Origin of the sequence: Streptomyces sp. NPDC056738 (assembly GCF_042790435.1) — a bacterium.
Classification (GTDB): domain Bacteria; phylum Actinomycetota; class Actinomycetes; order Streptomycetales; family Streptomycetaceae; genus Streptomyces.
In genome coordinates this window covers 221,498-239,575 of record NZ_JBHTZF010000004.1, presented here as the reverse complement: position 1 = coordinate 239,575, position 18,078 = coordinate 221,498, and the positions used below count along the sequence as shown (strand labels likewise).

Below are 18,078 nucleotides of genomic sequence, written 5' to 3'. Positions count from 1 at the left end.
TGGGGAGGAGGGAGGTGATCAGACGGTGGCGGCCGCGGTCTCGCTGTCCGCCAGGGCGGCGAGGTAGCGCTCGGCGTCGAGGGCGGCGGAGCAGCCGGTACCGGCCGCGGTGATCGCCTGGCGGTAGGTGTGGTCGACGACGTCACCGGCGCCGAAGACACCCGTCTGGTTGGTGCGGGTCGAAGGCGCGGCGACCTTCAGGTAACCCTCGCCGTCCAGGTCGAGCTGACCCTTGAAGAGCTCGGTGCGCGGGTCGTGGCCGATCGCGATGAACAGACCGGTCACCGGGAGCTCCGAGGTCTCGCCGGTCTTCAGGTTGCGCAGCGTCAGACCGGCCAGCTTCGGGTCACCCTTGATCTCGGCGACCTCGCTGTCCCAGATGAACTTGATCTTCGGGTCGGCGAAGGCACGCTCCTGCATCGCCTTGGAGGCGCGCAGGCTGTCCCGGCGGTGGACGATGGTGACGGACTTGGCGAAGCGCGAGAGGAAGGTCGCTTCCTCCATCGCGGTGTCGCCACCACCGATGACGGCGATGTCGTGGTCCTTGAAGAAGAAGCCGTCACAGGTCGCGCACCAGGAGACGCCGCGTCCGGAGAGCGTGTCCTCGTTCGGGAGACCGAGCTTGCGGTGCTGCGAGCCCGTCGTGACGATGACGGCCTTGGCGCGGTGCACCGTGCCGGCGGTGTCCGTGACGGTCTTGATCTCGCCCGTCAGGTCGACGGCGACGACATCGTCCGGGACCAGCTCGGCACCGAAGCGCTCAGCCTGGGCGCGCATGTTGTCCATGAGCTCGGGGCCCATGATGCCGTCCTGGAAGCCGGGGAAGTTCTCGACCTCGGTGGTGTTCATCAGCGCACCGCCCGCGGTGACGGCGCCTTCGAAGACCAGCGGCTTCAGCGACGCGCGCGCGGTGTAGAGCGCCGCCGTGTAGCCGGCGGGCCCAGACCCGATGATGATCACGTTACGGACGTCGCTCACGGCTTGATTCCTCGTCTCTGGAGACTGCAGCGTTCCGGTGGGAGCATCTCTCAGTACTCTCACCCCACCCAACGGATCCTAAGGGGCTTCAATTCCCGCTGTGTCGGGGCACACGGAGACCGTTCAGGAACGCCCGTAGGACCGGGTCAGGAGGAGCTTGCCCGGCGACGGGGCGGACTGCTTCTCACAAGCGGCGTCGACGAGGTAAGCGGTGACCTTCGTCTTGTCGGCGGCGTCGGACACCACGAGGAGATAGACGTTCTTCCCCTGGAACGAACCTGCCTTGGCGGCGAGGAGCACCCCGGGGTCTCCGGTCCCCTGCTGGACGCACTCGGGGACCGCGGGCGTGGGGGTGATCAAGGTCTTCACCCCGCCCGAGTCGGTTCCGGCGTCCTGCGACTCGGCACTCCAGGGCTTGGCGCTGGGAGAGCCGTCACCCGAGGTCTTCTTCTTGGTGAGAAGGGCCGAGACCTCGCCCTTCAGCGTCCCCTCGGAGAAGGCCGTCGGTGATCCCGAAGCGTTCTGGGTCGCCGTCTGGGCCGTCTTGCCTGAGCCGTCGCTGTCCAGCGACTGCACGAGGATCGCGCCCAGCCCCAGGGCGGCGGCTGCGAAGGCGGCGGTGAGGAGGACCGTCCTGCGACGGCCGTGACGGGCCCGATGGGAGCGGCCGGGGCCGGTGGCCCCACGAGGACGTCCGGAAGGACTGCCGGCGGGCGACGGGGGAGGCGGGGGCGATGCGGGCGATGTTTCACGTGAAACATGAGCCGCGTCGGCATCGGCGTCGGCCGTCTCGTCGGGAGCCGTGGAGCTCAGCAGCGCTTCCGCGGCCAGAGCGGCGTCGATGCGTCCGGCGACATCGTCCGGCATGCGCGAGGGGCCCGGGAGGGTGCCGAGAAGGCCGCGGATCTCCTCCAAGGAGTCGTAGACCTCGGCGCAGAGCTCGCAGTCGTCGAGGTGCCGGCGCACATCCTCGGTACGGGAAGGCGAGAGAAGACCTTCGGCGAGGTCGGAGATCTCCGCGACGTCCGGGTGTCCGGCCTTGTCCGTCGTGGATGTCACGCCCGCCCACCTCCGCCCTTCACAGCCGCTGAATCGCTTGGCCCCGCCTCGCGGGCACCCGACGAGCGAGGTCCCGCTGCGGGTGGGACGGATGTCCCCTGCGTCCGGTTCCGTCCGCCGCCCGACTTCTTCTTCTCCTCGTCACCCGGGTTCTCCGTGCGGAGATGGGTGAGCAGGGGGAGGAGTCTGGCTCTGCCGCGCGCGCAGCGGCTCTTCACGGTGCCGGTCGGCACGTCGAGCATGCGGGCCGCCTCCGCCACGGGGTAGCCCTGCATGTCCACCAGGACGAGGGCGGCGCGCTGGTCGGCGGGGAGGGTGCCCAGGGCGCCTATGAGCTCACGGTGGAGGTCGTTGCGTTCGGCGGGAGCGGCGGCGGACTCGTGCGGTTCGAGAAGCTGCTCCAGGCGCTGGGTGTCGTCCACGGGGGACGTCTTCCTGGAGGCCGCCTTGCGGGCGCGGTCCAGGCAGGCGTTCACCGTGATGCGGTGCAGCCAGGTCGTGACGGCCGACTGGCCCCGGAAGGTGTGGGCGGCCCTGTAGGCCGAGACGAGCGCGTCCTGGACCGCGTCAGCGGCCTCCTCGCGGTCTCCCAGCGTCCGCAGGGCCACGGCCCACAGGCGGTCGCGATGGCGCCGCACAAGCTCACCGAAGGCGTCCGGATCGCCTTCGACGTGGCGGGCCAGGAGGTCCTGATCGCTTGCTTCGCCGTGTTCGGCTTCATCGGCCATCGGACCCCCCTCCCCTCCGTCGACGAGCGTCAGCCGCTGAACTTCACATCCGTGATCGCCTGCTTGAAGCCGGCGCCGCTGTAACCGTCGCTGGGAGCGTTCGGCACATCGGTGATCCACAGCAGCACGTACTGCGTCTTCACGGACTTGGACGCCTTCACGTTCAGGCTGGTGCCGCTCGTGGTGGCGGTGCCGATCTCCTTCATCCCGTCGACGGACGTCGTGGGCGACAGCGCGTCGGCGGCGTAGAGATGGATCGTGGTGTGGTCGCCCGCATAGCGAAGCCCTATCGAGGCGTTCTTGAGCGACTGGGCCGAACCCAGGTCGTAGACGATGCCCACGCCGGGCTTGTACGGCGCCAGCTTGGGGCCGGCGTTGTACCGCTTCGTACGCCAGAACGTGGTGCTGTTGCCGTCGAAGGTCTTGTCGACGTCGTCGGCCGCCTGGGGAGAGCCTTCGACCACGTACTCCGAGGCACCCTTGATCGCGATCGGCTTGAGTGGCACGGGCTTGGTGCCGCCTTTCTCGTTGCCGTCCGTCGTCTGGGTCTTCTTGGTGTCCTCGGGCTTGTCGTGGTCCATGAGCGCGTCGGCGAGCTGCCAACTGCCCAGGCCCAGTGCGGCGATGAGGAGAGCCGACACGGCCCACTTCAGGGCTGTGCCGGTACGGCTCTGCAGCGGGGGCGGCGGAGCCGGCAGGACCTGGGTGGCGCCCGGACGCGGCGACTGACGGCCGTAGGTGCCCTGCTGGTACGTCGTGCGCTGGTACTCGGGCGGTGCGGTGAACGCGGGCTCCGGCGGGCGGATGCGGGGCATCTCGCCGATCGCCTTCACCAGCTCCTCCGGCGTGGTGCAGGGGGACTCGTGGCGGGAGGCGGTCGCGCCGTCGTTGGCGAGCGCGCGCATGGCGAGCTCCGACAGGCCGCGGTGGACGCCGGCACGCACCTGGTCGGGTGCGATCAGGCCGACGCCCTTGGGCAGCCCCGACAGGCCGTAGGCGTCGCTCTCGTACGGCCAGCGCTGGGTGAGGGCGGCGTACAGGAGTGCGCCGATCGCTTCCGTGTCGGTGCGCTGCGGGGTCTCCGAACTGATGCCGCGCAGCGCCGCGTTCACGGCCAGTCCGCGGATGCGCCACTGGCCGGTGGACGTGCGCAGCACGGCGCCCGGGGTCAGCTTGAGATGCGCGAGGCCCTCGCGGTGCGCGGCGGCCATGGCCCCCGAGACCTGACTGACCATCTGGTAGGCCTCGTGCACCTCGAGGGGGCCCGAGGCGAGGAGGGCGGTGAGCTCCGTGGCGTCGGGCAGCCACTCGTGCACCACGTACACGAGGTCGTTCTCCTCGACCGCGTCCAGGACCTGGACGAACCGGGGATCGCCCAGCAGGGCGGAGGAACGCGCCGCCGCCAGGACGGAGCGGGCTCGCGGATGATCGGCGGGCAGCAGATGCACCCCGACGGCACGACGGAGCTTCTCGTCCATCGCGCGCCAACTGCTGAAACCGTCCAGTCGGGTGACGCACTCTTCGAGGCGATAGCGCCTGGCGAGTTTGTGACCACTGTGCAGTTCGGGCGGTGAGGCCTTTCCGGGACCCTCGGTCCCGCCGCTCCCCTGTGCCTCTTCGCTGTCCGTTTCCCGCTCCCGGTTGAGGGCCACCCCGTCGGACGTGGTCTGGTCCGCCTTGGCGGTCAGCGGCTCGTCACCGCTGTTGTCTGCCACGTCGACGGCAGCCGTGCTCCGTTCCGCCACCGTCGTCCCTGCCTCCCCATCCATTGCGCGCTGTCCGACGCAGAAACCAATTGTGCCCACAGTCCGGCGCTATGCACGACACACGGCGACGGACGATGGTTGTGCGCGTACCCCCGCCTCAGCGCCCCAGGCGCCCGCGGACCATTCCGACCATTGAGTTGAGTTCTTCGATGCGCATCTTGCGCGCCGCGACGTAGAAGACACCGAGCAGGGCGATCGATCCGAGGACGAGCGCCGCGATCGAACCGAACACGCCGTACCCGAGGACTCGGGTGATCGCGAAGCCTACGGCGCCGCCCACGACGGCGCCAGGGACCGAGGCCAGGCACAGACGGGCGTACGTGCGCAGCACGCGGGCACCGTCCAGGTCGCCGCCCAGCCGCCTGCGCAGTCGCTGCCAGGCCACACCGACGCCCACCGCGTACGCCAGCCCGTAGGCGCCGGCCATGCCGACGACCGCCCACTGCGCGGGCAGGACCATGTAACAGGCGGCCGAGGCCGCCGCGTTGACGGCGGCCACGATGACCGTGTTGTAGAACGGCGTGCGGGTGTCCTCGTAGGCGTAGAAGCCGCGCAGGATCACGTACTGCACCGAGAACGGGATCAGGCCGAGGGCGAAGGCCATGAGGACGTAGCCCTGGGACTGGGCGGACTGAAGGCCGCTGGAGCCGAAGAGCAGGGTGCACATCGGGATGCCCAGGGCCAGGAACATGAAGGCCACCGGGACGATCGCGACGGCCGAGGTCCGCAGCCCCTGCGAGATGTCGTCGCGGACGGCTCCCGGGTCTCCGTCGTGGGCCGCTCGCGAGATCCGCGGAAGCATGGCCGCCATGACGGAGACCGTGATGATCGCCTGCGGCATGCCCCAGATGAGCTGGGCGTTGGCGTAGGCCATGATGCCCGCGCCGCTCTTGCCCGAGGCCTTGCCCGCCGCCGTGGCGAGCTGGGTGACGACGAGGACGCCGGCTTGGTTGGCGAGGACGAAGAGCACGGTCCACTTGGCGAGCTTGATGGCCTTGCCGAGGCCGTGGCCCCGCCAGTCGAAGCGCGGACGGAACCGGAAGCCGGCCTCGCGCAGGTACGGAACCATCGCCGTGGCCTGGACGACCAGGCCCAGCAGGGTGCCGATGCCCAGCAGGCGGACGCCGTCCGGCGGGATGTTGGTGACCGTCATCCCGGAGTGGCGGGCGGTGCCGTAGACCCAGAGGAACATGCCGAACGTGAAGATCATGACGATGTTGTTCAGGACCGGGGTCCACATCATCGCGCCGAACTTCCCGCGGGCGTTGAGGATCTGGCCCATGACCACGTGCACGCCCATGAAGAAGATCGTGGGCAGGCAGTAGCGGGCGAAGGTGACGGCCACGTTGTTGGCCGCGGGGTCGTCCGCGATGGGCGACGACATCAGCTTGATCAGCAGCGGCGCGATGAAGACCGCGGCGGTGACGATCACGCCGAGGGCGACCATGACGAGGGTCAGCAGGCGGTTGGCGTACGCCTCGCCCCCGTCGTCGTCCTCCTTCATGGACCGCACGAGCTGGGGCACGAAGACCGAGTTGAGGCCACCGCCGACGGTGAGGATGTAGATCATCGTCGGCAGGGTGTAGGCGACGGTCCAGGCGTCACCGAGGGTCGCCGCACCGAGTGCGGCGGTGATGATCATGGTCCGTACGAAGCCGGTGAGACGGGACACCAGCGTGCCCGCCGCCATCACGGCGCTCGACTTCAGCAGCCCGGAGGCACGGCCGCCGGACTTCGCCGAGGCGGCCGCGGGCGGCTGAGGGGCTGCCGGAGCCGGCTCGGGGGCCGGTGCCGGGACCGCGGCGGAGGCGGAGGGGGCGTAGCCATGGCGGGCGCCGCCCTGCTGCTGGTCGCGGAAGAGATGAGCGAAGGCGTCCGGCTCGTGCTGTTGCTCGCCGGCCTGGGTGACCAGATCGTCAACGCCCACGTACTGGGTGGTCCGGGCGTCGTCGCCGTACGGCAGGTGACGCGTCGGCCCGGCCGGCTCCGGAGGGGGCGTCTGGGCCCAGAGCCGCGGGTCGGGCGCGTACTGCGCCGCGGGCGGCTGTCCGTAGAGCGGCTGCTGGGGGGCGTAGGAGCCCGGCGGCGGCGGAGGGTGCGCGGCGCGGTCGTAGAGCGCCTCCGTCACCGGGTCCTGGGCCGAGAGGTCCTGAGCCCGGTAGGGATCCTGGTCGTAGGCGTCCTGGAGGTACATGTCGGCGGGAGAACCCTGGGGCGTCCGAGCGTTCTCAGGCGTGCCCTCGGGGTGGCCGGAGCGGCCCGCGGCATGGTCCGGGTAGTCCTCGGGGTAGCCCGAGGATCCCGCGCCCTGGCCGCGGTCACCGTCGTACGGCGCGTTCATGGTTACCCCACCTCATCGTCCCCGGGCCCACCGGCCACGACATCGCTCAACGGTCCACTCTCTCACCCGTGCCGGACGGGTCGGCGCTTTCCGGTGCGGTGTCCGGTGTCGGGTCACTCGGCTGCTCCGGGTCGTCTGCCCCGGACTCCGGGGCGGAAGCCCGTTCGGGACCGGCCTCGGAATCCTCGGTGGAGTCAGTGTCCACGGTGGCTCCGGCGTCCTCGCCGTCGCCCCCCGTCTCGGGACCGTCCTCCGCGTCCTCCCCGGCCTGCCGGGCCGCCGCACGCTTACGCTGCGTGTACATACGGAAACCGGCGAGCACGAGAAGCAGGACACCGCCGCCGATGACGAGCATCACGGTGGAGGTGATCTCGGTGACCTTCACCTCGAAGGGGACCGGGTCCCCGTAGGGCTGACCGTCCTCCGTGTAGAGCTGCGCGACGACCTGTACCGGGCCGTTGGCCTTGGTGGACGTCGTGAACTTGACCGACTGGCTGTGCTCGCCCGCGACCTGGATCGGCTGCTCGTCGTACGGGCCGTTGCCGATCTTGAGGCGGGTGGGCTGCTGCGAGGTGAGCCGCAGCATCAGATGGCCGACGCCCTGCACGAGGTTGTTCTGGACCGTCACGGGGATCGTGGCGCTGCGCCCGGACAGCTTCGCGTCCGACTTCTGGATGAGATGCACCAGGCCCATGAGCCCGTCGAGGTAGGTCTCCACCCCCTGCCGGAACTCAGCCGCCTCGGCGGTCCGGCCGCGCCAGGACGAGGACATCCCCCGCTCTATGGCCCGTCCGAACGGTGTGACCACACGGGACTCGTCGGTCAGGATCACGCGGAACTTGTCGAGCTTGGCCTGGGTCGCCTGGATCCGCTCGAACGCCGAGCGCGGCAGCTCCCGGTGGCGCAGCGCCGACGGGTACGAGGACGAGGAGGGCACCTTCGTGGTGGCGCCGGGGTCCGGCTTGGCCTTGGCGGCCTCGGTCAGCCCCTGGGACTGTGACCAGTTGCCCTGCTGGAGCGCCCGCAGTGCCTCGGCCATGGACTGCGCCTGGCTCGCCGTTGGCACCCGCTGCGGAGCGACGACGATGCTGCGCTCCTTCTTCGGCTCCTGCAGGTTGATCATCAGGCTCTGCGCGAGGAACCTCTGGACGGCGAGGGTCGAGGTGTCGGCCTTCATCATGTCGCCCTGGAACGCGGTCGACATCCGCTCGTCCGCGACCACCGCGGTGGTCCCGCCGCCGATGGGGCGGGCGGCGCTGGGCGTGTAGGACAGGCCGCCGGTCTCGCGGAGGCTGTCGCTGCGGGCGATCACCTTGTCCGCGCCGGCCGACGTGGCCACCTTGACGATCGACGGGTCCACCGCGCCGTCCGCGGGCCAGGCGAACTCCGTGCTCGGCTTCACGTGGACGATCGTCTCCACCGTGTCGGCCGCCACATCGGTGGCGTCCTTGAGGTGGCTCAGGGAACCGGTGACGTCCTTGCCGTGGTGGGCCAGCGACGCGAGATCGGGGTCGGCGAACGGGAGGGCGACCAGGCTCTGGCCCTGGACCGTCTTCTCCAGCTTGTCGAGCCAGGCGTTGGCCACCGCCTGGTTCTTCCCGGCGACGGTGGTGCCGTTCTCCTGCTGGATGCGGTAGCCGCCCCTCATGGCGTCCACGGAGGCCAGCAGGTCCGGGTCGAGGACCCAGGTGACGTCGAGCTGGCTGCCCAGCGACAGGAGCTGGTCCAGGCGGCCGCCCGGGGCGATCTCCTTGGCCAGGTCGTCGTTCTTGAAGACCGGCGTCTGCTGCGCGTCCGAACCCGTCTCCGCCGTGAGGTGGACGGTGGAGATGAGGGGCCAGAGGTAGGTGGTCTTCGTCTTCGTGTCCGCGGCCTCGGGCTGCCAGGGCAGGAAGGTCCGCTCGATGCCGAGGACCTGGTCCCACGGCTGCGCGGTGGTCCGGCCCGTGATCGACACCCCGAGCTGGTAGACCCCGTCGGAGCCGAGGTCGAGATCCTTGACCGGGACCGAGATGGAGAAGTGCTGCGAGCTGCCGCCGGCGAGCTTGGTGACCTTCGCGACGTACTTGCCGCCGATCTCCAGCGGGTCGACACCCGGCTGGAAGCTGCTGCGCTTCGCGACCGTGTCGATGGCGGTGCGGGTGTTCAGGGACGGTCCGACCCGGACGCCCACGTGGGCGTCGGTGACCGTCTGCTTGCCCGTGTTGGTGACCGAACCCGAGACCGTGACCGTGTCGCCGTCGGTGGGAACGCTGGGCGTCAGCGAGTCGAGACGGACGTCCACGGGGCCGGAGGACCCCGAGGCGGTGGTCGCGGACTCGGCGGCGGTGGTCGCGGAAGCCTTCTCGGCGGCCTGTGAGGGCGTACTCAGGGGGAGCTGGAGCAGCCCTGCCAGCAGCGGCGCCCCGGCCAGCAGTGCACCGCTGCGCCGGAGCCACCGGCGGGCAGGTGAGGGACTGGTCCCTTGGAAGTCTGCCGCCTCGGCCACGCGCTCGCCCGTCCCTCGTCGTCGTCAGTGGTCGTCGGAATGTGCGTCCACGCATGGTAACGAGGTGCGCTGAGAGTAAGTGCCGCGGAGTGGTCCACAAGATCAGGGATGAGGACCGACTGTCCTGTATGTGCGTCTATTCTGCCGCGAAAAGATGTGAGGCACTGGTGTGGGATTTATCCGGGCGCCCCCCACCGCCTCGGCCACGTACCCTTTTCTGTTGTGCCGAACGCCAACGAAGACAATTCCAGTGCCCTGAGCCAGGTGCAGCGCCGCGCGGTGAGTGAACTGCTGCGGGTGTCCCCTGTCGCCGACGAGCTCGCCCGCCGTTTCCAGGAGGCCGGGTTCTCGCTCGCCCTGGTCGGCGGCTCGGTCCGGGACGCGCTCCTCGGCCGGCTCGGCAATGACCTGGACTTCACGACGGACGCCCGGCCCGAGGACGTACTGAAGATCGTCCGGCCCTGGGCGGACGCCCTGTGGGAGGTCGGGATCGCCTTCGGCACCGTCGGTGCGCAGAAGGAAGCCCGTGTGGGCGATGTGGAGCAGTCGTTCCAGATCGAGATCACGACGTACCGCTCCGAGGCGTACGACCGGACCTCCCGCAAGCCGGAGGTCTCCTACGGCGACTCCATCGAGGACGACCTCGTGCGTCGCGACTTCACGGTGAACGCGATGGCCGTCGCACTGCCGGAGAAGGAGTTCATCGACCCGTACGGCGGTCTGGACGACCTCGCCACCCGCGTGCTGCGCACCCCCGGCACCCCGGAGGCGTCCTTCTCCGACGACCCGCTGCGGATGATGCGGGCCGCGCGGTTCGCCGCACAGCTCGACTTCGAGGTGGCACCCGAGGTCGTCGCCGCCATGACGGACATGGCCGGGCGTATCGAGATCGTCTCCGCGGAGCGGGTGCGGGACGAACTGAACAAGCTGATCCGGTCCGCCCACCCGCGCAAGGGTCTGACGCTGCTCGTGGACACGGGGCTCGCCGATCACGTGCTCCCCGAGCTTCCCGCCCTGCGTCTGGAGCGGGACGAGCACCACCGGCACAAGGACGTCTACGAACACACGCTGATCGTTCTGGAACAGGCGATGGCGCTGGAGGAGAACGGGCCCGATCTGACGCTCAGGCTCGCCGCGCTGCTCCACGACATCGGCAAGCCGCGGACGCGCCGCTTCGAGCAGGACGGGCGGGTCTCCTTCCACCACCACGAGATGGTGGGCGCCAAGATGACCAAGAAGCGGATGACGGCGCTCAAATACTCGAACGATCTCGTCAAGGACGTCTCACGTCTGGTCGAGCTGCATCTGCGCTTCCACGGGTACGGCACGGGCGAGTGGACCGACTCCGCCGTCCGCCGCTATGTGCGTGACGCGGGCCCGCTCCTCGACCGTCTGCACAAGCTGACGCGTTCCGACTGCACCACGCGCAACAAGCGCAAGGCGACCGCCCTGTCCCGCGCCTACGACGGGCTGGAGGAACGCATCGCCCAGCTCAAGGAGCAGGAAGAGCTCGACGCGATCCGTCCGGACCTCGACGGCAACGAGATCATGGGAATCCTGGGCATCGGTCCCGGCCCCGCGATCGGCCAGGCCTACAAGTTCCTGCTGGAGCTGCGGCTGGAGAACGGGCCCATGGAGCACGACGCCGCGGTCGCGGCCCTGAAGGAGTGGTGGGCCGAGCAGGGCTGAGAGACGGGCGGCCCGCCATGTTTCACGTGAAACATTGAGCCGGGCCACGCGAAGGGGCGGTGTTTCACGTGAAACACCGCCCCTTCGCGTCTGTGCCGGGTCCTACTTGGAGGCGAGCTCCTCCAGGCAGAGGGTGAAGTCGTTCTTGCCCGTCTCGGTGTACTCGGCGTACTTGGTGCGGTCGCAGCCGGAGTTGTCGGTCTTCTTCTGCGCGACCTTGTACTTCGCCTTGGCGTCGCCGCAGCCCACGACCTTCAGGCCCGGGTCCGTGGTGCTGTCCGGGTTGCTGATGCTCATGCAGTCGCCGACCTTGGCGGTGTCCGGGTCGTGCCGGCTCGCGAGGTAGCCCACGCCGGCGGCTATCACGGCAACGACTACGACGGCGCCGCGCAGGTACTGCTTGATGCCGCGCTTCGGGCGCTGCGGCGGGACCGGGGCGAAACCGGCGGCCGGCTGCTGCGGGAACCCGGGCTGACCCGGCTGCTGCGGGTATCCCTGCGGGGCCTGGCCCTGCGCGAACGGGTTGCCACCCTGGGGCGGCTGCCCCTGCGCGTAGGGGTTCTGACCCTGAGGCGGCGGCGGAGTTGTCACTGGAGGTTCCCCCTGGAACGTAGGTGCGTGACGCGAACGTAAGACGCACGTAAGTTATCGGTCCCCTGTGACAACGGAGTAGTCAGAAGTGGCTCTGTGGCATTGATGTGACACTTACTGAAGCTCAAAGCGGGCCATAGCAGCCGCAATTGATGCGTAGACCGCCGCCACGGTGAGGACGAGGGAAACGGACCGTCCGTCAGAAGGCAGCATCAGTGCGGCGACCGCGGCCGCGCCGACGAACGCGACGTTGAACAGGACGTCGTAGACGGAGAAGATCCGGCCGCGGAAACCGTCGTCCACGGCGGACTGCACGATGGTGTCCGTGGCGATCTTCGCGCCCTGGGTGATCACGCCCAGCACGAAGGCGGCGCCCAGTGTGGGCGCGGGGGCGAAGGGCAGACAGAGCGCCGGCACCAGAACGGCGGCGGCGCCGGCGCAGACGGCGATCCAGCGGCCCGGACCCAGCCGTCCGGCCGCCGAGGGCGTCACCACGGCGGCGACGAAGAAGCCGGCCCCCGAGACGCCCACGGCCAGCCCCAGGAGCGCGAGCCCGTCGTCCGAGCCGGACGCCCACGCGTAGCGGCAGAGCATCAGCACCATGACCGTCAGCGCGCCGTAGCAGAAGCGCATCAGGGTCATGGTCATCAGAGCCCAGGCCGCCTCCCGCCGCGGGAGCTCCGCGAGATGGCGGACTCCGCCGGCAAGGCCCCGCGCGGTACCGGCGAGAGCCGTGCCCACGTACGGGCGGACCAGGTCCTGGTCGGGTCCGAGGATCTCCGGGGCGATACGCAGCGAGGCGAGGGCGGCGCACAGGTACAGCCCCGCCCCCACGAGGACCACCGCCGCGTCGGAGTCCGCGACGAGGAGTCGTACGGCGAACGCGAGCGCCGCGCCCGCGGTGGCCGCGAGCGTTCCGGCGGTCGGTGAGAGCGAGTTGGCCACCACCAGCCGGTCCGTGTCGACGACGCGCGGCAGGGCTGCCGACAGCCCGGCCAGGACGAAGCGGTTGACGGCGGTGACACAGAGCGCGGAGGTGTAGAAGAGCCAGTCGGGTGCCGGGCTCAGCATCAGCAGGGCCGTCACGGACGCCAGCGCCGCGCGCAGCAGATTGCCGTACAGAAAGACCTGCCGCCGCCGCCACCGGTCCAGCAGGACGCCCGCGAAGGGGCCGACGAGGGAGTACGGGAGCAGGAGCACCGCCATGGCGGAGGCGATGGAGGCCGCCGAGGTCTGCTTCTCCGGTGAGAAGACCACGTAGGTGGCCAGCGCGACCTGATAGACGCCGTCGGCGCCCTGGGACAGCAGCCGTACACCGAGCAGGCGTCTGAATCCCTGGAAGCGCAGGAGGACGCGCAGGTCACGCACGACGGCCATGGGGCACAGCCTCACATACGAGGAGGGTCCCCGGGCAGTAAGCCCGGGGACCCTCCTCAGCGGTGCGCACGGAATCGTGCTTAGCGCTCGACCTCGCCCTTGATGAACTTCTCGACGTTGGCGAAGGCCTCGTCGTCGAAGTACTGGACCGGCGGGGACTTCATGAAGTAGCTCGACGCGGAGAGGATCGGGCCGCCGATACCGCGGTCCTTGGCGATCTTCGCGGCGCGCACGGCGTCGATGATGACACCGGCCGAGTTCGGGGAGTCCCAGACCTCGAGCTTGTACTCCAGGTTCAGCGGGACGTCGCCGAAGGCACGGCCCTCGAGGCGGACGTACGCCCACTTGCGGTCGTCGAGCCAGGCCACGTAGTCCGAGGGACCGATGTGGACGTTCTTCTCGCCCAGCTCACGGTCGGGGATCTGCGAGGTGACGGCCTGCGTCTTCGAGATCTTCTTGGACTCGAGGCGGTCGCGCTCCAGCATGTTCTTGAAGTCCATGTTGCCGCCGACGTTGAGCTGCATGGTGCGCTCAAGACGGACACCGCGGTCCTCGAACAGCTTCGCCATCACACGGTGCGTGATGGTCGCGCCGACCTGCGACTTGATGTCGTCGCCGACGATCGGGACGCCCGCCTCGGTGAACTTGTCCGCCCACTCCTTGGTGCCGGCGATGAAGACCGGGAGAGCGTTGACGAAGGCGACCTTGGCGTCGATGGCGCACTGGGCGTAGAACTTCGCCGCGTCCTCGGAACCGACGGGCAGGTAGCAGACGAGGACGTCGACCTGCTTGTCCTTGAGGATCTGGACGACGTCGACCGGCGCCTCGGCGGACTCCTCGATGGTCATGCGGTAGTACTTACCGAGACCGTCCAGGGTGTGACCGCGCTGGACCGTGACGCCCTTGTTCGGGACGTCGCAGATCTTGATGGTGTTGTTCTCGCTGGCACCGATGGCGTCGGAGAGGTCGAGGCCGACCTTCTTCGCGTCGACGTCGAACGCGGCGACGAACTCGACGTCACCGACGTGGTAGTCGCCGAACTGGACGTGCATCAGGCCGGGCACCTTGGTCGCCGGGTCGGCGTCCTTGTAGTACTCGACGCCCTGAACCAGCGAGGCGGCGCAGTTGCCCACGCCGACGATGGCTACGCGAACCGAACCCATTCCGGTTGCTCCCTGTGTCTATCGGTGAAACCCCGTGCGGGGTCTCACGTGGCGGTGTCGTCGGACGGATCCGGCCGGGGGCTGTCCCGGTGCCGGGGCAGGCCGCCCGTCTCTCCAGATGTGTTGTCCTGCTGAGCGGTGCCTTCGAGGCCGGGACGTTTGACGTCCCGGCCGGCCCGCTCACTCTCGATGAGCTCGTTCAGCCAGCGCACTTCGCGCTCCACGGACTCCATTCCGTGGCGCTGGAGCTCAAGCGTGTAGTCGTCGAGGCGCTCCCGGGTGCGCGCCAGCGAGGCGCGCATCTTCTCGAGGCGCTCCTCCAGACGGCTGCGGCGACCTTCCAGTACGCGCATGCGTACATCGCGTGACGTCTGCCCGAAGAAGGCGAAGCGAGCCGCGAAGTGCTCGTCCTCGTACGCGTCGGGACCCGTCTGCGCGAGAAGCTCCTCGAAGTGATCCTTACCTTCCGCCGTCAACCGGTAGACGATCTTGGCGCGACGCCCCGCGAGTGTTGCCGACAGGGCGTCTTCGGGTGTGGATCCTGTTTCCTCGATCAACCAGCCGTTGGCGACCAGCGTCTTGAGGCAGGGATAGAGCGTTCCGTAGCTGAAGGCACGGAACACACCCAGTGACGTATTGAGTCGTTTGCGCAGCTCATAGCCGTGCATCGGGGACTCGCGGAGCAGACCGAGGACGGCGAACTCGAGGATCCCGGCACGCCGGCTCATCGTCGCCTCCTCTCTGTCGCTGTCCCGTCGGCACGGTCTTTATGCCGCACTGATGTATCGACTCGATACATCAGCACGATAGAACGGCCCTGCGGATGCGACAAGAGGGAGCAGAGTGAACGGCGTCACATCACCGATTCATACGAAGCAAGTTGCCTGATTTGGGGTGAACTTCGACGCTCGGTGGGTTTTGGCGGTGCGTACTCTGTGCGGGATGGACACCACCGGGAACCGAGTGACGTCTGAGAACGTCAACGTCTTTGGTGCAGTACGGGTGAATGCGCGATCGACCGCATCCGTACTTCGGGGGGACCGGAAACCAGCCGCCGTTTCCAGGCGCGCAAAGGTGCGCCTGCCCGAGGAGTAATCGTTCGATGAGCGAGCACCGTCGCAAACCGACGCAGCCGCAGGGCGGCGGACGTGCCGCGGCCCGGCGCGGCCAGCCGCAGGCAGGCCCGTCCGCAGGCCGCCGCGATGCACCGCGAGACGCCACCGGGTCTCCTTCCGCTCCGTATGGGCCGGGAGGTGAAGAGAGCCCGTTCGGCAGCCGTGCCGAGGCGCGGCGTGCCATGCAGCGCGGAAACGGCGGAGGCCGGCGCAGAGCCGCCGACGGCGCGGGTCACGGCGGCGGCCCCGGTGGAGGGGGTGGCCGACGCGGTGGTCCCCAGGGCCCGGGCGGTCCCGGACGCGGCCGTGGCCGCGCTCCCGAGCCCGCCAAGAAGCGCATCATCGACTACCCGCGCGCGGGCCGGTACGGCGCCGCGCGCTGGGTGCCGTCCTGGAAGCTCGTGACGGGCGTGTTCATCGGCTTCTGCGGCAGCATGGTCGCGGCCGCCGGTGTCGGGTACGCCCTCGTGGGCATCCCGGACATCGGCAAGACCGCCAAGGCGCAGAACAACGTCTACTACTGGGCCGACGGCAGCGAGATGGTCGCCACGGGCGGTGAGGCCAACCGTCAGATCATCAGCTACGCGCAGATCCCCAAGGAGATGCGCTGGGCGGTGATGTCGGCCGAGAACAAGACGTTCGAGACCGACAGCGGCGTCGACCCGACGGGTATCGCCCGCGCCTTCGTGAACATGGCCAAGGGCGGCCAGACGCAGGGTGGCTCCACCATCACCCAGCAGTACGTGAAGAACGCGATGCTGGAGGACCAGTCGCAGACGGTCTCCCGCAAGCTCAAGGAGCTGTTCGTCTCCATCAAGGTCGGCGCCAAGGTTCCCAAGGAACAGATCATGGCGGGCTACCTGAACTCCGCCTACTACGGGCGCAACGCCTACGGCATCCAGGCCGCGGCCCACGCGTACTTCGACAAGGACGCCACCGACCTGAACCCGAGCGAGTGCGCGCTCCTGGCGGCGGTGCTCAAGGGCGCCACTTACTACGACCCCGCGGGCGCCGCGTCGATCGACGCGGTCGGCGCCACGCCGCAGAAGAACCGCGCTCGTGCCGAGGAACGCTGGCGCTGGATCCTCGACGAAGAGGTCAAGGACGGCCGTCTGGACGCGGCCACGCGCGGCAAGTACACGAAGTTCCCCGCGACCCAGCCGCCGCGCTCGAACGCCGCGCTGGGCGGCCAGGTCGGCTATCTCGTCGACCTCGTCAACTCGTACCTGGTCAACAACAGCAAAGACACCGGGATCACCGAGACCAAGCTCCGGCAGGGCGGCTACCAGATCCACACGACCTTCGAAAAGAAGAAGGTCGACGCTCTCGAGGCCGCGGTAAAGAAGGTGCAGAAGGCCAACATCAAGCCCAAGCTGCGTCCGAAGAACGACAAGTACGTCCAGTTCGGCGGTGCGTCCGTCAACCCGGACAGCGGCGCGATCGAGGCCATCTACGGCGGTGAGGACGCGACCAAGCACTTCACCGACAACGCCGACCAGACCGGTGCCCAGGTCGGTTCGACGTTCAAGCCCTTCGTGCTGGCCGCGGCCATGTCCTGGGGCGTCCGGGATCCCGAGGGGCTCCCGGATCAGGCGCAGGACGAGCGGACGAAGGTCTCTCCGAAGAGCTTCTACAGCGGCAAGAACAAGCTCAAGATCAAGGACTACGACGGAACCGACTGGAGGGACGACAAGGGCAAGGAGTGGCTGCAGACGAACGACGGCGGCCAGTCCCTCAACCCGCCCACGTACAAGATCGACCTGCGTGAGGCCATGCGGGAGTCCGTGAACTCCGCCTATGTCCAGCTCGGCATGGACGTGGGTCTGGACAAGGTCAAGGACTCCGTCCTGCGCGCGGGCATCAAGGAGTCGAGCCTCGCCAGCTCCAGGTTCCCGTCGTTCTCCCTGGGCACCTCCTCCCCGAGCGCGATCCGTATGGCCGGCGCGTACGCCACCTTCGCGGCCAGCGGCAAGCAGCGCGACCCGTACTCGGTCGAGAAGGTGACCAGCAAGGACGGCACCGTCTTCCAGCACGACAAGATCGCCAAGGCGGTGGAGGCCTTCACCCCCGCGGTCGCCGACAACGTCACCGACGTGCTGAAGACCGTGGTCGAGAAGGGCACCGGTACGAACGCCCAGCTCCCGGGCCGCGAGGTGGCCGGCAAGACCGGTACCACCGACGGCAACAAGTCCGCCTGGTTCGTCGGCTACACCCCGCAGCTCTCCACGGCGATCGGCATGTACCGCCTGGACGACGACGAGACCAAGAAGAACCGCGAGTTCCTGCAGATGTACGGCACGGGTGGCGAGAAGACCATCCACGGTGCCTCGTTCCCGTCGCAGATCTGGCGGGACTACATGATGGTGGCGCTCAAGGGTGAGAAGGCGGAGTCCTTCCCGGTGCCCGAGGAGATCGGCGAGGTCCTCAACGACACCCCGAGCCCGACGCCGACGCCCTCGGCCACCGAGAGCGCGACGGAGAGCCCGAGCCCGACCCCGAGCGCGACGCTGACGTCTCCCACGCCCTCGGCGACCGAGACCTGCCGGAAGTTCGACTTCAACTGCAACAACAACGGTGGGACGGACAACGGTGGGACCGGCACCGGTGGCACGGACACCGGCGGCCTGGACACCGGCGGCACGGACGGTGGTGTGAGCACCTCACCATCGGCCACCACCAGTACCGGCAGCAGCAGAGGAAACGGCAACGGCAACGGAGGCCTCTTCGGAGGCTCCGGCTGACGGTCGCCGACCACGGCTTCGCGCGTGCGCACCCTCGGGGCG

12 protein-coding genes are annotated in these 18,078 nt (G+C 69.0%); 2 read left to right on the top strand and 10 right to left on the bottom strand.

What is annotated here, in order from left to right:
- Window positions 1–18: 18 nt before the first annotated feature.
- From trxB to ACFRIC_RS12130, 6 genes are all read right to left on the bottom strand, one after another.
- A complete protein-coding gene (trxB, locus tag ACFRIC_RS12155; RefSeq protein WP_382783291.1) occupies window positions 19–978 on the bottom strand; it encodes a thioredoxin-disulfide reductase in 960 nt (319 codons plus the stop codon).
- Between the two features lie 123 nt (window positions 979–1,101).
- A complete protein-coding gene (locus ACFRIC_RS12150; RefSeq protein WP_382783288.1) occupies window positions 1,102–2,037 on the bottom strand; it encodes an anti-sigma factor family protein in 936 nt (311 codons plus the stop codon).
- Entirely contained in the window at window positions 2,034–2,765 is a 732-nt protein-coding gene (gene sigM / locus ACFRIC_RS12145) for an RNA polymerase sigma factor SigM (protein WP_382783285.1), read from the bottom strand. Before sigM ends, ACFRIC_RS12150 begins: the two co-directional genes overlap by 4 nt.
- Before the next feature lie 29 nt (window positions 2,766–2,794).
- Window positions 2,795–4,510, bottom strand: a complete 1,716-nt coding sequence (locus tag ACFRIC_RS12140) for a protein kinase family protein (protein WP_382783282.1) — start codon at window positions 4,508–4,510, stop codon at window positions 2,795–2,797.
- 118 nt (window positions 4,511–4,628) lie between these two features.
- The gene (murJ, locus tag ACFRIC_RS12135; RefSeq protein WP_382783279.1) at window positions 4,629–6,872 is read right to left on the bottom strand and encodes a murein biosynthesis integral membrane protein MurJ; all 2,244 of its coding nucleotides are present in this window, start codon (window positions 6,870–6,872) and stop codon (window positions 4,629–4,631) included.
- A 46-nt stretch (window positions 6,873–6,918) separates the two neighbouring features.
- The gene (locus ACFRIC_RS12130) at window positions 6,919–9,360 is read right to left on the bottom strand and encodes a DUF6049 family protein (protein WP_382783276.1); all 2,442 of its coding nucleotides are present in this window, start codon (window positions 9,358–9,360) and stop codon (window positions 6,919–6,921) included.
- A gap of 222 nt (window positions 9,361–9,582) precedes the next feature.
- On the opposite strand from ACFRIC_RS12130, the gene ACFRIC_RS12125 reads away from it, so the two are divergent.
- Window positions 9,583–11,049 carry a CCA tRNA nucleotidyltransferase gene (locus ACFRIC_RS12125; protein WP_382783273.1) on the top strand — a complete coding sequence of 489 codons (1,467 nt, stop codon included), beginning with the start codon at window positions 9,583–9,585 and terminating at the stop codon, window positions 11,047–11,049.
- Between the two features lie 102 nt (window positions 11,050–11,151).
- Here ACFRIC_RS12125 and ACFRIC_RS12120 read toward each other — a convergent pair whose 3' ends face one another.
- The 4 genes from ACFRIC_RS12120 to ACFRIC_RS12105 form a co-directional block, all read right to left on the bottom strand.
- Window positions 11,152–11,640: a hypothetical protein gene (locus tag ACFRIC_RS12120; protein ID WP_382783270.1), complete on the bottom strand. Its 489-nt coding sequence runs from the start codon at window positions 11,638–11,640 to the stop codon at window positions 11,152–11,154.
- 114 nt (window positions 11,641–11,754) lie between these two features.
- Complete coding sequence (locus tag ACFRIC_RS12115) at window positions 11,755–13,017, bottom strand: MFS transporter (protein WP_382783268.1); 1,263 nt, start codon at window positions 13,015–13,017, stop codon at window positions 11,755–11,757.
- Between the two features lie 80 nt (window positions 13,018–13,097).
- Window positions 13,098–14,180 (bottom strand): inositol-3-phosphate synthase, encoded by a 1,083-nt coding sequence (locus tag ACFRIC_RS12110; RefSeq protein ID WP_382783265.1) that lies wholly within the window; start codon window positions 14,178–14,180, stop codon window positions 13,098–13,100.
- Window positions 14,181–14,224: 44 nt separating this feature from the next.
- Window positions 14,225–14,908: a PadR family transcriptional regulator gene (locus ACFRIC_RS12105; protein ID WP_382783261.1), complete on the bottom strand. Its 684-nt coding sequence runs from the start codon at window positions 14,906–14,908 to the stop codon at window positions 14,225–14,227.
- Window positions 14,909–15,282: 374 nt separating this feature from the next.
- Between ACFRIC_RS12105 and ACFRIC_RS12100 the strand changes: the two genes are divergently transcribed.
- Complete coding sequence (locus ACFRIC_RS12100) at window positions 15,283–18,036, top strand: transglycosylase domain-containing protein (protein ID WP_382783258.1); 2,754 nt, start codon at window positions 15,283–15,285, stop codon at window positions 18,034–18,036.
- Window positions 18,037–18,078 lie beyond the last annotated feature (42 nt).